The 16,802-nt window shown below is 40.1% G+C and carries 7 protein-coding genes; 2 read left to right on the top strand and 5 right to left on the bottom strand.

The annotated features are described in order from the left end of the window. Positions 1–242: 242 nt before the first annotated feature. Positions 243–1,832 carry a peptide chain release factor 3 gene (locus AC3E9U_RS05630; protein ID WP_488745923.1) on the top strand — a complete coding sequence of 530 codons (1,590 nt, stop codon included), beginning with the start codon at positions 243–245 and terminating at the stop codon, positions 1,830–1,832. A gap of 81 nt (positions 1,833–1,913) precedes the next feature. Continuing rightward, positions 1,914–2,129, top strand: a complete 216-nt coding sequence (locus AC3E9U_RS05625) for a hypothetical protein (RefSeq protein ID WP_488745922.1) — start codon at positions 1,914–1,916, stop codon at positions 2,127–2,129. A 45-nt stretch (positions 2,130–2,174) separates the two neighbouring features. Here AC3E9U_RS05625 and AC3E9U_RS05620 read toward each other — a convergent pair whose 3' ends face one another. The 5 genes from AC3E9U_RS05620 to rpoB all read right to left on the bottom strand — a co-directional run bounded on the left by AC3E9U_RS05620 (position 2,175) and on the right by rpoB (position 16,645). Then, a complete protein-coding gene (locus AC3E9U_RS05620; RefSeq protein WP_488745921.1) occupies positions 2,175–5,549 on the bottom strand; it encodes a DUF8693 domain-containing protein in 3,375 nt (1,124 codons plus the stop codon). Between the two features lie 190 nt (positions 5,550–5,739). Then, on the bottom strand, positions 5,740–7,803 hold the full coding sequence (locus tag AC3E9U_RS05615) for a DUF8693 domain-containing protein (RefSeq protein ID WP_488745920.1): 2,064 nt from the start codon (positions 7,801–7,803) through the stop codon (positions 5,740–5,742). 68 nt (positions 7,804–7,871) lie between these two features. Next, positions 7,872–8,183 carry a DUF3467 domain-containing protein gene (locus AC3E9U_RS05610; protein ID WP_488745919.1) on the bottom strand — a complete coding sequence of 104 codons (312 nt, stop codon included), beginning with the start codon at positions 8,181–8,183 and terminating at the stop codon, positions 7,872–7,874. 90 nt (positions 8,184–8,273) lie between these two features. Continuing rightward, entirely contained in the window at positions 8,274–12,578 is a 4,305-nt protein-coding gene (gene rpoC / locus AC3E9U_RS05605) for a DNA-directed RNA polymerase subunit beta' (protein ID WP_488745918.1), read from the bottom strand. Between the two features lie 254 nt (positions 12,579–12,832). Further along, a complete protein-coding gene (gene rpoB, locus AC3E9U_RS05600) occupies positions 12,833–16,645 on the bottom strand; it encodes a DNA-directed RNA polymerase subunit beta (RefSeq protein ID WP_488745917.1) in 3,813 nt (1,270 codons plus the stop codon). Positions 16,646–16,802: the final 157 nt, after the last annotated feature.

Raw genomic sequence — 16,802 nt, 5'->3', positions numbered from 1 at the left:
AACACTATTTAGTTTGAATGGGTTAGTTTTTTAGTTGCTTTCAAAAAGATCCGTACTATTTACAGAACATTTGATTTGCAACCAACAAAAATAACAATTCAAACCTATTATCCAACCATACAAAAAACTATTAACAAAAAATTATGCGCAAAATTCAACATAACTATCAAAACCCTATTTTTTTGATAATAAAATAAGTTTCACAAATTATAGTTACTTTTGCACCCACAAAATTTTGTCTGATGAGTTTTCAAAAAGAGATACAGAGAAGAAGAACGTTCGGGATTATTTCTCACCCCGATGCCGGTAAAACCACTTTAACAGAAAAACTGTTGTTATTTGGAGGAGCGATCCAGGAAGCAGGAGCCGTGAAAAGCAATAAGATCAAAAAAGGAGCTACGTCCGATTTCATGGAAATTGAGCGTCAGAGGGGAATCTCCGTGGCTACTTCCGTATTGGCTTTTAACTACAAAGACAAAAAAATCAACATTCTGGATACGCCGGGTCACAAGGATTTCGCTGAAGATACCTTCCGCACCTTAACCGCAGTAGATAGTGTAATCGTTGTAATCGACGTTGCCAAAGGGGTTGAGGAACAAACGGAAAAACTGGTTGAAGTTTGCCGTATGCGTAACATCCCAATGATCGTTTTTATCAATAAATTAGACCGTGAAGGTAAAGATGCTTTCGATTTGATGGATGAAGTGGAAAAGAAATTAAAACTTCACGTAACACCTTTGAGTTTCCCAATCGGTATGGGGTATGATTTCAAAGGGATTTATAACATCTGGGAGAGAAACATTAATCTTTTTGAAGGCGACAGTCGTAAAAATATTGAAGAAACCATTGCTTTTGACGATGTAAGCAATCCTGAGCTGGATAAGATCATCGGCGAAAAACCAGCCAATAAATTGCGCGAAGAATTGGAATTGGTAGAGGAAGTCTATCCGAAATTTGACCGCGAAAGTTATTTGAACGGCGATTTGCAGCCTGTTTTCTTCGGTTCGGCATTGAATAATTTCGGAGTACGTGAATTATTGGATTGTTTTGTTGAAATCGCACCGACGCCAAGACCGAAAGATTCCGATACCCGTGAAGTAAAACCGGACGAGAATAAATTCTCCGGGTTTGTGTTTAAAATCCACGCCAATATGGATCCGAAACACCGTGACCGTTTGGCCTTTATAAAAATTGTTTCCGGAACATTCGAAAGAAACAAACCTTATTTGCACGTTCGTTTAGGCAAGAATCTGAAATTCTCGAGTCCGAATGCGTTCTTCGCTGAGAAAAAAGAAATCGTAGACATTTCCTATCCGGGCGATATCGTGGGATTGCATGATACCGGAAACTTCAAAATCGGTGATACACTGACAGAAGGCGAATTGATGCAATTTAAAGGAATTCCGAGTTTCTCTCCGGAACATTTCCGCTATATCAACAACGCCGATCCTATGAAAGCAAAACAACTTGAAAAAGGTGTAGATCAGTTGATGGACGAAGGAGTAGCTCAGCTTTTCACTTTGGAAATGAATAACCGTAAAGTTATCGGTACCGTTGGAGCACTTCAGTACGAAGTAATCCAATACCGTTTGGAACACGAATATGGTGCAAAATGTTCGTATGAGAACTTCCCGGCTTTCAAAGCATGTTGGGTAAAACCGGAAGATCCCAAAAACGAAGAATTTGCCGAATTCAAACGTATAAAACAGAAGTTTTTGGCAAAAGACAAATACGGACAGTTGGTATTCCTGGCCGATTCTGATTTCTCGATCCAGATGTCACAAAGCAAATATCCTAGCGTTAAATTGCTTTTCACATCAGAATTTGACTAATTAACATTTTTAAAATTGGCATTTGAAACATAATTATTATTTTCACATCCCAACAAAATAATATCTCCAAACTAAACTAACATGAAGTCTAACTTATTTAAAATTTACATTTTCAGCTTTTTATTTCTGTCTGATTTTGTAATGTTCGCACAGCCCGGAACGGATGACGGTGGCGGTGGACTTGAAGGCGAGGATCCGCCTGTGGCGCCAATAAACGGAAAATTATTCTGGTTGGCTCTTTTTGGAATTGCATTAGCCTTTAATTATTTCCGAAACAGAAAAAACAAAACCGCATAAAAAAATCCACCATTTGGTGGATTTTTTTTACACACATTGTAATAATTAAAAAGCAATCTTTTTATTTACGATTCTGCCATCGACAGAAATGACCTTCACAAATAAAACTGCATTCTCTTCTTTTATATCAGAAATCAGAGCCGACGAATCATTTATCCCGATCTTGCTACTCAATTTTCTTCCACGTACATCATACACTTCAATTGCATCTATTGTAACACCATTCGCATTTACGGATAAATTCTTTTGTTCATCCTTGAAAACTACAACCGTTTCTCCGTTAAAATTAGTTTGATTCACACCCAATAAAGTCTGATAAACAATTTCAAAACGACTGGTAAAAGTTCCCGCATTAGCAGCAAATGAATAAGCCGATGCTTTTAAGTCATGAGTTAGATTGAGTAGATTATCTTTCAAATAGATATTTTGACTGGCTAAAAATAGGCCATCAAGATGATCGATCGATATGGTATGCGTGCCTGTATAGGAAGTCTTAAATCGCAACGGAACAATGTCCGACACATCAAATACAGGTCGTCCCTGAATCAAATAATCGGCACCTTCAATGTCCATGGTCAATGAAACAGGCGCATCTTCAAAACTTTTTCCGTCTATTCCGAAGTCTACGCCCAAGGTAGCAGTTGGAAAGTAGCCTAAAAGCATTTGGTTATTTGCTCCGGAACCATTTACTACATTCAGCCACATTCTATCGCCCGTTAACTCCTGTTTTTCGTTTAAATCACTGTTTCTGAAAAACTGATCTGCGTTATCAGGCACACGCATGGCATTGGTAAACGAAACAGTGGTTGCGCCACCGCTCATTTCTACGATAAAACCCTGTCCGGTTCTTAAAATCCCGTTCGGGTTCACAACTTGGGCTTCTCCGTTGCTTACAAAACCGGCGGTCGTCCATGTGCAATAACCCGGATCTGTAGCAACGTTGTTTGTCTTACGCCAGAAATAAAGCGTTCCCGTTATGTTCCCTGCATTTCCATTTACAAAACTGGTCAGGTCGACCGGTGAAGGATAGGGATTTCCCACTCCATTAAAACGAAGGCCGGCACCACCATTATAGGCACTGAAATTCACATTACCATTATTCGGCACGCCGGTAAAAACCCCATCCCATTTGGTAGGCGTGGTAGGATGATTATCAGGCATACGAATTAAATACCCCTTCCCCAATTGAAAACTATTAGAGCTTGGTGTAATAACACTGTAAACGTTTGTGGCCGAATTGTATACATAAAAACGAGTAGCTACTGTCAAGGGCGAAAAAGCCAGTAAGTTTTGAGAAGCAACCGGTGATGACCATAAGGTATAATCCAGACGCATTAAAGCAGAACTCTTTCTATTGACAACAATAGATCCGGAATTTGCTACGTTGTTGATCTGTAAAAGATTTGCATTATTCTGAAGCGTCATGTTTGCTCCACTTGCAATAGTAACTGCTCCGGTAACCGAAATGTTATTGCCGGAATTGACCGTTAATGCTGATGTCCCATTTATAGCAAGTGTATTGGCTAACGCATTAATTCCGGAAACAACAACAGTACCCGAATTAATGATCACGTTTGTATTTGCTGTGGGCAATGTGCCGCAACTCCAATTCCCGACCGTACTCCATTGATTGTCTACACTTCCGGTCCAAGTATTTGAAGTTCCTACGGTAACTGTAGATGTTCCGCTTACCGTTTGAGAACAAGGACCCAGGGTTACCGAAACCAAATTTAAGGTTTGATTAGAAACCGGTCCATTTATGGTAATTGTGGCTACTCCTGCGGTTAAAACAACTGTTTGATTCGTTCCGCCGTTAATTGTGTAGGTCACAGTTGCACCATTTGTACCCGTCAAATTGAAAACAGCGTTGGAACCAATACATATCGGACTGTTATTACCAGTTATCGTAGCAGTAAGCATCGGATTTACTGTAATTGCAGCAATCGTACTGTAAGACGTACAATTTGCATTAACAACAACCACTCGGTAATAAGTCGACGCAGTTAAATTGGTTACTGTTAAAGAAGCAGTTATATTGGCTATATCCACAACACCCGATGAAAAATCACTAACGGGGGAAGACTGCCATTTCTGAATCGTATTGGTATATCCTGCCAATGTTAATGTTGTACTGTTTATTCCGTAGCAAACCGTAGCGCTTCCCGACAATGTCCCTCCATTTGGAGAATTTATCACCATCAGTCTGGCTCGCGCACTGTTCACCGGAGCACAAGTTCCGCTTTGCACTACTGCCCGATAATAAGTCGTCGTTGTAATATTAGTAACAAGTAACGTATTTGTAGTATTAGCTATATCGACGAATGTATTAAAATTCGGTTGCGTTGACGACTGCCATTTTACAACGCTCCCCGTGTGTCCCGTTAATGTCAATAGGGTTGAATTATTTCCGGAACAAACAGTTGCATCAGGTGTAACTGTCCCACCTACCGTCGCCGGACTTACCACAACAGTAACGGTCGGACTAGCTATCACGCCGCAGCCTCCTGTTAACTGAGCTCTATAATAGGTCGTAACCGTAAGCGCCCCCATTTGAGCTGAAGTCAGTGTAGTCGCATTTGCGCCAACAATATCCGAAAAACTGACATTATCCGTTGATCTTTGCCACTGAATTACTCCATTGCTACCCGAGAGCACTATATCTGTCGGTTGTGATCCTTCACAAATGCTCTGATCTCCTGATACCGTCCCAGCTGTTGGATCTACTGTTATTGATGCAATTGGACTGTTCACAGTACATATTCCATTGGTCAGCACAACCCTATAGTATGTTGTTGACGAAAGATCAGTAACGGTTAGACTTGCGGCTAAATTAGGAATATCGGTCACTGAAGCTGAAAAATCATTTAAAGGGGATGACTGCCATTTAACAATGTTTCCTGCATGACCACTTAATGTAAGGGTCGTACTGTTTGTTCCGGGACAAACCACTGCACTTCCAGAAATCGTACCCCCATTTGGAGCTGCTCTGATGGTAAAATTCGGAGAGGCTCCATTTCCGCTGGCTGCAATAAAAACAGGATTGGTTGATCCGACCGCTATCTTATAGGTACCTGCTGCATTTGCCGGAAGCACTATCGTTCCCTGTACATTGCTGTTAACCGCGCCATTTAAAGTTGAATAAGTATACGGCAACATCGTTAGCGGTCCTAATGAAGTATAAGGAGCGCCACCGGTATTACTGCTTAAATAAGCAATAAAATTTGTACCGGAAGTATATCTTCTGTTTGGACCGTTTCCATTGGTAGCATCAAAAGTAACTGAAACCGATTCTCCTCCACAGACAGGGTTAGGAACCACACTGGTTACCTGTATTGACTGTGAAAAACAATTTACAGAAAACAGAAAGAAAAACAACAATAAATTTGTAATGGCGTTTTTATCACTGCTCTTTTTTAACATAGTAATTTTCCCTTCATGCATAATGGCATACTTGATTAAACATAGCGTCTTAAAGTTAACCATTTAGAACATCAAATTCATCTTTTTCCGATAAAAATCGACAAACAACATTCCTTCAGGCTACTTTAGACCGCAAAGATACGTTCATAGCTCACAATAAAAAACCCCTTCAGAAGAAGGGGCTTATATCTTAAAAAATAATTTTTCTATTTAAAATGGTTCCGTCCTGAGTGGTTACCCTAACTAATAACACTTCGTTTTTGGCCGTCAAATATAAATTATGATCTGCCTTGCCTAAATTATCAACTTCGGCCAACAATCGTCCCTTTATATCAAAAACCTGAACATTGCTTATTAATTTATCCGATTTGATTACCAACTGATTTCTTTCCTTATAAACAATAAGCTGATTTTCTTCATGAGACGAATTCAGTTCTTTTTTTTTCACATCAAAGAACAGTTCAAAACGGTCTGCATGGGTTCCGGAATCAGAAGCAAATCGGTATCCTGAAAATTTAAGATCATGGACTTTATTCAAAAATTTATCTCTTAGAAAAACGTCTTGGTCTTTTGAAAAAACACCTTCAAGTTCTTCTATGGCAATTTCGAATTCACCTGCTGATTCTGTTTTGAATTTCAGAGCAACCACATCTGATTTTTCAAAGGAAGGACGGCCTTGGATCAAAAACTCTTCATTATCGATGTCGGTTACCAACGCTATAGGATAGCTTTCCATCTTTTTGCCGTCATAACCAAAATCAACTCCTTTTGTTGCCCCATCAAAATAACCTAACAGCATTTGATTTTTGTAGCCATCAGAGCTTTTTATATTCAATTTTATTTTGTCTCCTGCAACTATTCCTTCTTCGGATTGATCCTCCTCACTAGTTCTGAAAAACTGATCTGCATTATTGGCAATTCGCATCGAATTATTAAAAACAATGCTGGTTTCAGCATTGGCCATCTCTACGAAGAAACCCTGTCCTGTTCGGATAATACCGTTGGGATTAAAAACCTGAGCTTCCCCATTGCTGACAAAACCGGCAGAGGTCCAGGTACAATATCCCGGCTCCGTTGTTGTACTGTTACTCTTTCTCCAAAAATAAATGGTTCCGGTCATTTTTCCGATATTGGATGTAACGAAAGAACTCATTTTTATGGGAGAAGGGTATGGATTTCCAATTGCATTAAAGCGTTTCCCTACTCCTGCGTTGTACATGGTTAACGGAACATCACCATTGTTGGGCACACCGGTAAAAACTCCGTTCCAAACTGTTGGAGTTGTCGGATGTACATTAGATGTGCGTATTAGATAACCCTTCCCGATTTGAAAATCATTTGAAGAAGGCGTTATCACATTGTAAAGATTCGTATCTGAATTATAGGTATAAAAACGATTGGTTAAAGTTGCTGGCGAAAAGGCAAGCAAATTTTGTCCACTTACCGGTGACGACCACATCGTATAATCCAAACGAACTAATGCCGAGCTGTTACGACCAACCTTAATTTTTCCGGAATTAGGACCGATATAAGAAGATTGCATGAGGTTTGCGTTGTTCTGCAATTCAAAATTACCTGTTCCCTGCACTGTAACAGGACCATTTACCGTAAAGTTATTTCCCGAATTAACAGAAAGACTACCTCCATCTTCTACAATAATCTCTCTGACTGTCACGGCCGAAGAAACCACCGCTGGATTAGTCGCCGGTGGAATGATCACTACACTTGTGGAAGGAGGCAGTTTACCACAACTCCAATTAGAGGGGTTTTCCCAAGCACCATCAACAGTTCCTACCCATCTGTAGTACTTAACAGCAACTAATTCTTTGGCAGATAATATGGCCGGACAACCTCCGGAACCACGAGTCGAAACGCGGTATTTCAAAACGGTTTCAGGCGTTGCACTTGTTGTGTTTACGGTTAGAATATTCGTAATAACAGTTCCTCCTGAATTGATTCTTTTTTCAATACTATAGGTCACTCCCGGGATACTATAACTATCTTTGGAAACCCAGATTCCCGGAGCGGACTCGATTTCCCAATCGAAGGTTACTGAATTAACATCACCTAAAAAGGCGGCACACGTTCCTTTTAATACACTGACCGATAATTTCTTATACGATCCGGCGCAAATTTCAGAAGTAGTGCCTGACAAATTTGTTGAAAAAGAAACCTGGGCATTTGCTGAAAACACAATCATAAGCATAAGCACAAAACTGTACTTCAGCCTTTGTCTGGAGTAAGGTAGATTCATTGAGCAGTATTTTGGGGGTTGTTTTTTCTTTAAGGAAATCTTAAAATCTTAACTGGGAAAGACATCCATTATGCTTGTCCTGTCGGTCCAAAATTAAAGGGGATCGGGGTTTGTTCCGCTTCCTTTATCTCGCCATGCGCAGTTTCAAAACGGTGGATATTTTCACCCAAAGCCATTAAAAGTCTTTTAGCATGTTGCGGTGTTAGGACAATTCTCGATTTCACTTTAGCTTTTGGCACACCAGGCATTATACTTACAAAATCGATTACAAATTCGGTATTCGAATGATTTATGATAGCCAGGTTGGAATAAGTTCCTTCAGCCGTTTGCTCATCTAATTCTATGTTGATTTGTCCTTGTGGATTGTTCTTATCACTCATTGTTGTACTTTTTAATTATTACGCTAAAATAAAAAAATCCTAACAGTATTACACTGTTAGGATTTATAAATATAGTGAGAAATTTAATTCTTAGTAATTAAATTCTTCTTTAACTGCCATAAGTTCGTTAAACTCCTCTTTAGAACCGACGATAATATTGTCGTAATCTCTCATACCTGTACCAGCAGGGATTCTGTGACCAACGATAACATTTTCTTTCAATCCTTCCAATCCGTCAACTTTACCTGCAACAGCAGCTTCATTCAATACTTTTGTTGTTTCCTGGAACGATGCCGCAGAGATAAATGATTTAGTCTGTAACGAAGCTCTTGTAATACCCTGAAGAACCGGAGTTGCCGTTGCCGGAACTACATCTCTTGCCACTACTACATTTCTGTCATTACGCTTTAACAACGAATTTTCATCTCTTAACTCGCGAGGAGAAACAATCTGACCTGCTTTTAAACTCTCAGAGTCACCTGCATCTTCTACCACTTTCATTCCGTATAACTTGTCATTTTCGATGATGAAGTCAGACGTGTGAACCAATTGATCTTCTAAGAATAGAGTATCTCCCGGATCCTGGATCTGTACTTTACGCATCATTTGACGAATTACAACCTCAAAGTGCTTGTCATTGATTTTTACCCCTTGTAAACGGTATACCTCCTGAATCTCATTTACCAAGTACTGTTGAACAGCAGCAGGTCCTTTGATTCTTAAGATATCATCCGGAGTGATTGCTCCGTCAGACAATGGCACACCTGCTCTTACGAAGTCATTTTCCTGAACTAAGATCTGACTTGACAATTTTACCAAGTATTTCTTAATCTCACCGAATTTAGATTCGATGATAATCTCACGGTTACCTCTTTTGATTTTTCCAAAAGAAACTACACCATCGATTTCAGAAACTACCGCAGGATTTGAAGGATTACGAGCCTCTAACAACTCGGTAATTCTAGGAAGACCTCCGGTAATATCACCTGCTTTCGAAGAACGACGCGGGATTTTCACCAATACTTTACCTGCTTTAATCTTCTCACCGTCGTTAACCATTAAGTGAGCTCCTACCGGTAAGTTGTATGAACGGATAAGTTCACCGTCTTTACCATAGATTAATAAAGTAGGGATTAATTTTTTATTTCTACCCTCTGTAATTACTTTTTCCTGGAAACCTGTCTGCTCATCGATCTCAACCATGAACGTTTGTCCTTGTTCGATATCTTCGTAAGCAACTTTTCCTGTAAATTCAGAGATGATTACACCATTATAAGGGTCCCATTTACAGATCACATCTCCTTTGCTTACGACCTGACCATCTTTAACAAAGATGCTTGATCCATAAGGAATGTTATGTGTATTTAACAGGATTCCTGTTTTCTCATCAACCAATTTCAATTCAGTTGAACGGGAGATTACGATATCCACTGCGTTTCCTTCGTTATCTTCTCCTTTAACCGTTTTAAGATCTTCGATTTCCAATCTACCAGCAAAACGAGTGATGATGCTTGACTCTTCAGAGATACCTCCAGCAACCCCTCCAACGTGGAACGTACGAAGTGTTAACTGTGTACCCGGCTCACCAATGGATTGCGCTGCAATAACTCCAACTGCTTCACCTCTTTGCGTCATCTTACCTGTTGCCAGGTTACGACCGTAACATTTAGCACAGATTCCTTTCGGAGCCTCACAAGTAAGCGGTGAACGAACATCCACTTTCTCCACCGGAGAAGCGTCGATATTTTTCATAATTGCTTCTGTGATCTGTTCTCCTGCATGAACAAGAATTTCACCATTTAACGGATTAATCACATCCTGTAAAGCAACACGCCCTAAGATTCTTTCTCCTAAAGATTCTACAATCTCTTCGTTTTTCTTTAAAGCAGAAACTTCAACACCTCTTAAAGTACCACAGTCTACAGAGTTTACAATAACATCCTGAGATACGTCATGTAGACGACGAGTCAAGTAACCCGCATCCGCCGTTTTAAGGGCCGTATCCGCAAGACCCTTACGAGCACCGTGCGTAGAGATGAAGTATTCTAAGATCGAAAGACCTTCTTTAAAGTTCGATAAAATCGGGTTTTCAATAATTTCACCACCACCAGCAGTTGATTTTTTAGGCTTAGCCATCAAACCACGCATACCGGTTAACTGACGAATCTGCTCTTTCGAACCCCTCGCCCCTGAGTCAAGCATCATATACACCGAGTTGAAACCTTGTTGGTCTTCTCTAATGTTTTTCATTGCTAACTCGGTAAGCTGAGCATTCGCTGAAGTCCAAATATCAATAACCTGGTTGTAACGTTCGTTATTGGTAATAAGACCCATGTTATAGTTCATTGAGATACCAGAAACTTGTTCTCTGGCGTCTGCAATCAATTGTTGTTTTTGTTCCGGAATACGGATATCTCCTAATGAGAATGACAAACCACCTTTGAAAGCGAATTTGTATCCCATATCCTTCATGTTATCCAAGAAGGCAGCCGTTGTAGGTACATCAGTAGCACTTAAAATGTGTCCGATAATATCACGCAACGATTTTTTGGTCAATACCTCATTGATATATCCCGCAGCCTCAGGTACTACTTCATTAAACAATACTCTACCCGCAGTAGTCTGGATGATTTTGTATACCAACTCACCTTCTTCGTTGAAGTCTTTTGCTCTGATTTTAACACGGGCATTCAACTCAACTCTTCCTTCATTCAAAGCGATATTACACTCTTCTGCAGAATAGAAAGTTAAACCTTCCCCTAAAATCTTGTGCTCAGGTGTAGACAAACGTTCTTTGGTCATATAATAAAGACCAAGAACCATGTCCTGAGAAGGTACCGTGATCGGCGCACCATTGGCAGGGTTAAGGATATTGTGAGAAGCCAACATTAACAATTGCGCTTCTAAAATAGCCTCAGGACCTAATGGTAAGTGAACCGCCATCTGGTCACCGTCGAAATCCGCGTTGAACGCCGTACACACTAACGGGTGTAATTGAATCGCTTTTCCTTCGATCAATTTTGGCTGGAACGCCTGGATACCCAAACGGTGCAAAGTAGGAGCACGGTTTAGTAATACCGGGTGACCTTTGATTACGTTTTCAAGGATATCCCATACTACCGGCTCTTTTTTGTCGATGATTTTCTTAGCCGACTTAACTGTCTTAACGATTCCTCTTTCGATTAACTTACGAATAACGAATGGTTTGTACAGTTCAGCAGCCATATCTTTTGGAAGACCACACTCGAACAATTTCATTTCCGGTCCAACGACGATTACCGAACGCGCAGAATAATCCACACGTTTACCTAATAAGTTCTGACGGAAACGACCTTGCTTACCTTTTAAGGAATCAGAAAGTGATTTTAACGGTCTGTTTGATTCTGTTTTAACAGCAGAAGCTTTTCTTGTATTATCGAATAACGAGTCAACAGATTCCTGTAACATACGTTTTTCGTTTCTCAAGATCACCTCAGGCGCTTTGATTTCCATTAATCGCTTCAAACGATTGTTACGGATGATTACACGACGGTAAAGGTCGTTCAAATCCGAAGTCGCGAAACGACCACCATCTAGTGGCACTAACGGACGTAATTCAGGTGGGATAACCGGAATAACTTTCATGATCATCCACTCCGGACGGTTCTCTCTGTTCGTATTTGCTTCACGGAAAGACTCTACTACCTGAAGACGTTTTAACGCTTCTGTTTTTCTTTGTTTAGATGTTTCATTATTAGCTGCGTGACGCAATTCATACGACAAAGCATCTAAATCCGTACGAGCCAACAAATCCATGATACACTCCGCCCCCATCTTAGCGATGAATTTGTTTGGATCTGTATCATCTAAATATTGGTTCTCCATCGGAAGGGTATCCAAAATATTCAAATACTCCTCCTCTGTTAAGAAATCTAATCTATTTAAAGATTCTCCGTCCGGACCTTTAGCGATACCCGCTTGGATTACTACGTATCTCTCGTAGTAAATGATCATATCTAATTTCTTGGACGGTAATCCAAGGATATAACCAATTTTGTTCGGAAGTGAACGGAAATACCAGATGTGAGCAATAGGCACCACCAAATTGATGTGTCCTACACGGTCACGACGTACTTTTTTCTCCGTAACTTCAACCCCGCATCGGTCACATACGATTCCTTTGTAACGGATTCTTTTGTATTTACCACAAGCACATTCGAAATCTTTTACAGGACCGAAAATTCGTTCGCAGAAAAGACCGTCACGCTCTGGTTTATGGGTACGATAGTTGATTGTTTCTGGTTTTAGAACCTCACCTCTTGACTCGGCCAAGATAGATTCCGGAGATGCCAAACCGATTGAAATTTTATTAAATCTCTTGATCGTGTTTTTATCTTTATTTCTATTATTCATCATAGTTTTTACTATTGATTTATTTGCAATTAAAAATTGATTTTAGACTTATAATTTACTCTTAAGAAAGAGTCAAATCATTACGCTGCCACCTCGAATTACTTCTCTAAACTTCAGACTCTCACCTGAAGTGCTAGTTACACAATGCCCTGCATTAGTATAAAAAATCGGAACGGGTTACGGGTATAAATCCTTAAAAACTCTATAAATGAGTAATCAGCCCCGAAAAAATCGGGACTGAAAACTGCTTTTTTTTGTTATTCTTCTAATCTGATGTCTAATCCAAGACCTTTCAATTCATGCATCAATACATTGAATGATTCAGGTAATCCTGGTTCCGGCATAGTTTCACCTTTCACGATTGCCTCGTAAGTTTTAGCTCTACCGATAACGTCATCCGATTTCACTGTCAAGATTTCTCTCAAAGTACTTGAAGCACCATACGCCTCAAGAGCCCAAACCTCCATCTCTCCAAAACGCTGACCTCCGAACTGTGCTTTACCTCCTAAAGGCTGCTGCGTGATCAATGAGTATGGACCGATAGAACGTGCGTGCATCTTATCGTCAACCATGTGTCCTAATTTCAACATATAGATCACACCTACGGTTGCCGGCTGGTGGAAACGCTCTCCAGTTCCTCCGTCATACAAATAGGTATGACCGAATCTTGGAACGCCTGCTTCGTCTGTCAGTTCATTAATTTGGTCAAGAGTAGCACCATCAAAGATTGGCGTTGCATACTTTCTTCCTAATTTCTTACCTGCCCATCCAAGAACCGTTTCGTAAATCTGCCCGATGTTCATACGAGATGGTACCCCTAGTGGATTCAATACGATATCTACCGGTGTTCCGTCTTCTAAGAATGGCATATCTTCCTGACGAACGATTTTCGCAACGATACCTTTGTTACCGTGACGACCTGCCATCTTATCTCCCACTTTCAGTTTACGTTTCTTAGCGATGTATACTTTAGCTAATTTCAAGATACCTGATGGTAATTCATCTCCAACAGTAATCGTGAATTTCTCTCTACGTAATGCACCTTGTAAATCGTTCAACTTGATTTTATAGTTGTGGATCAAGTCATTTACCATAGCATTTGACTCGTCATCTGTAGTCCACTGTCCTTTTGTCAAGTGAGCAAAGTCTTCAACAGCATAAAGCATTTTTTGCGTGTATTTCTTACCTTTTGGCAATACTTCCTCACCCAAATCATTCATTACACCCTGAGACGTTTTACCGTTAACGATTTCGAATAGTTTCTCAACTAACTTATCTTTCAACTCGTTGAATTTCACTTCAAACTGCGTTTCAAGAACTGCTAAATCGTCTTTATCTTTAGAACGCTTACGTTTATCTTTTACCGCTCTCGCGAATAATTTTTTGTCTAAAACAACACCGTGTAAAGATGGAGAAGCTTTTAATGAAGCATCTTTCACATCACCCGCTTTATCTCCGAAGATCGCTCTTAACAATTTCTCTTCCGGAGTTGGATCTGATTCTCCTTTTGGTGTAATTTTTCCGATTAGAATGTCGCCAGGTTTAACCTCTGCTCCGATTCTGATCATACCGTTTTCATCCAAGTCTTTAGTAGCCTCTTCAGAAACGTTTGGAATATCATTCGTTAATTCCTCGTTACCCAATTTCGTATCACGAACTTCTAATGAATAATCGTCTACGTGGATTGAAGTAAAGATATCATCACGAACTACCTTTTCAGAAATTACGATCGCATCCTCGAAGTTGTACCCTTTCCAAGGCATGAACGCTACCTGTAGGTTTCTACCTAAAGCAAGCTCTCCGTTTTGCGTTGCATAACCTTCACAAAGTACCTGTCCTTTAGTAACTCGGTCACCTTTTCTAACGATAGGCTTCAAGTTGATAGATGTACTCTGGTTGGTTTTTCTGAACTTAATTAACTGATATGTTTTCTCATCCGGATCGAAGCTAACAGCACGCTCTGCATCAGTTCTATCGTATTTGATAGTGATCATGTTTGCATCAACATACTCAACAACTCCTTCTCCTTCAGCATTGATAAGTACACGGGAATCGGTAGCTACCTGACGCTCAAGACCAGTTCCAACAATCGGTGCTTCAGGACGTAACAATGGTACAGCCTGACGCATCATGTTTGATCCCATCAACGCACGGTTCGCATCATCATGCTCTAAGAACGGAATCAACGAAGCCGAAATCGAAGCGATCTGGTTTGGCGCTACGTCGGTATAGTGAACCGCTGTTGGCTCAACAACCGGGAAGTCACCCTCTTCACGAGCAATAACATTCTCAGCGGTAATCTTACCAGACTGGTCCATCTCGATGTTTGCCTGAGCAATCAACTTACCTTCTTCTTCTTCTGCACTTAAATAAACAGGAGTAGAAACTAAATCTACACTACCATTAGTTACCTTGCGGTAAGGAGTCTCGATAAAGCCCATTCCGTTTACTTTCGCGTAAACACCCAACGATGAAATCAAACCGATGTTTGGTCCCTCTGGTGTTTCAATCGGACATAAACGTCCGTAATGCGTATAGTGAACGTCACGCACCTCGAATCCGGCTCTCTCTCTCGAAAGACCTCCAGGTCCTAGCGCAGACAATCTTCTCTTGTGTGTGATCTCTGCTAATGGATTCGTTTGATCCATGAACTGAGACAACTGGTTGGTTCCGAAGAAAGAGTTGATAACCGATGATAATGTTTTAGCATTGATCAAATCGATTGGCGTGAACACCTCGTTATCACGAACGTTCATTCTCTCACGGATTGTTCTTGCCATACGTGCAAGACCAACACCAAACTGTGCCGACAATTGCTCTCCAACTGTTCTAACACGACGGTTTGATAAGTGGTCGATATCATCAATCTCTGCTTTAGAGTTGATAAGTTCGATCAAATACTTCACGATAGTGATGATATCCTCTTTGGTCAAAACCTGTTTTTCCATTGGGATATCCAAACCTAATTTTTTGTTCATTCTGTAACGACCAACTTCACCTAAGTTATAACGTTGATCAGAGAAGAACAATTTATCGATGATACCGCGAGCTGTCTCCTCATCAGGCGGTTCTGCATTACGCAACTGACGATAGATATGCTCTACAGCTTCTTTTTCAGAGTTTGTAGGGTCTTTTTGCAACGTATTGTGGATGATTGCATAATCCGCCTGGTTGTTATCTTCCTTGTGTAACAAGATCGATTTCACGTTAGCGTCTACAATTTCCTCCACATTATCTTTATCTAACAAAGTGTCACGATCCAAGATAATTTCGTTACGTTCGATTGACACAACCTCTCCTGTATCCTCATCCACGAAATCTTCGTGCCAAGTATTCAATACACGAGCAGCTAATCGACGACCAATATATTTTTTAAGACCTGATTTCGAAACTTTGATTTCTTCAGCAAGGTCAAAGATTTCAAGGATGTCTTTATCACGCTCAAAACCGATAGCACGGAATAAAGTCGTAACAGGTAATTTTTTCTTTCTATCGATATACGCATACATTACGCTGTTGATATCGGTAGCGAATTCAATCCAAGAACCTTTAAAAGGGATTACTCTGGCAGAGTATAGTTTTGTTCCATTTGCATGGAAAGATTGTCCGAAGAATACACCCGGTGAACGGTGTAACTGAGATACAACCACACGCTCAGCACCATTGATAACAAACGTACCGCTTGGTGTCATGTATGGGATAGTACCTAAATATACATCCTGTACAATTGTTTCGAAATCCTCATGCTCAGGGTCAGTACAGTATAATTTCAAACGTGCTTTTAATGGCACACTGTACGTTAAACCTCTGTCTATACACTCTTCAATTGTATAACGGGGTGGATCAACAAAGTAGTCAAGGAACTCCAATACGAACTGATTTCTTGTATCAGTAATTGGGAAGTTTTCCATGAAGGTATTATAAAGACCTTCGTTTCCTCTTTCGTCGGATTTGGTTTCCAATTGGAAAAAATCCTTAAAAGATTTTACCTGAATATCCAGAAAGTCCGGGTAATCAGGGATGTTTTTCGTCGAGGCGAAATTTAATCTTTCAGTCTGATTTGCTAACATCAATGGACAAAATTTTGATTAAAAAAAGTAGATTTTGTGTAAATACACAGTTTTATTTTACTTTCTTCTTAATAACCGATACATCTTTGAAAATGAACAGAAAGTTATAATTTCATTTTCTTTCTTCGTATTGACTATTTTTTTCGTATTTCAAACT

It is taken from the genome of Flavobacterium sp. 21.1 (genome assembly GCF_057801535.1).
This window is presented reverse-complemented; position numbering and strand designations above follow the sequence as displayed.

Excerpts from the sequence above, each read along its gene's own strand:
- AC3E9U_RS05615 (WP_488745920.1), bottom strand. The coding sequence starts at position 7,803 with ATGAATCTACCTTACTCCAGACAAAGGCTGAAGTACAGTTTTGTGCTT.
- rpoC (WP_488745918.1), bottom strand. The coding sequence starts at position 12,578 with ATGATGAATAATAGAAATAAAGATAAAAACACGATCAAGAGATTTAAT.
- AC3E9U_RS05610 (WP_488745919.1), bottom strand. The coding sequence starts at position 8,183 with ATGAGTGATAAGAACAATCCACAAGGACAAATCAACATAGAATTAGAT.
- AC3E9U_RS05630 (WP_488745923.1), top strand. The coding sequence starts at position 243 with ATGAGTTTTCAAAAAGAGATACAGAGAAGAAGAACGTTCGGGATTATT.
- AC3E9U_RS05625 (WP_488745922.1), top strand. The coding sequence starts at position 1,914 with ATGAAGTCTAACTTATTTAAAATTTACATTTTCAGCTTTTTATTTCTG.
- rpoB (WP_488745917.1), bottom strand. The coding sequence starts at position 16,645 with ATGTTAGCAAATCAGACTGAAAGATTAAATTTCGCCTCGACGAAAAAC.
- AC3E9U_RS05620 (WP_488745921.1), bottom strand. The coding sequence starts at position 5,549 with ATGTTAAAAAAGAGCAGTGATAAAAACGCCATTACAAATTTATTGTTG.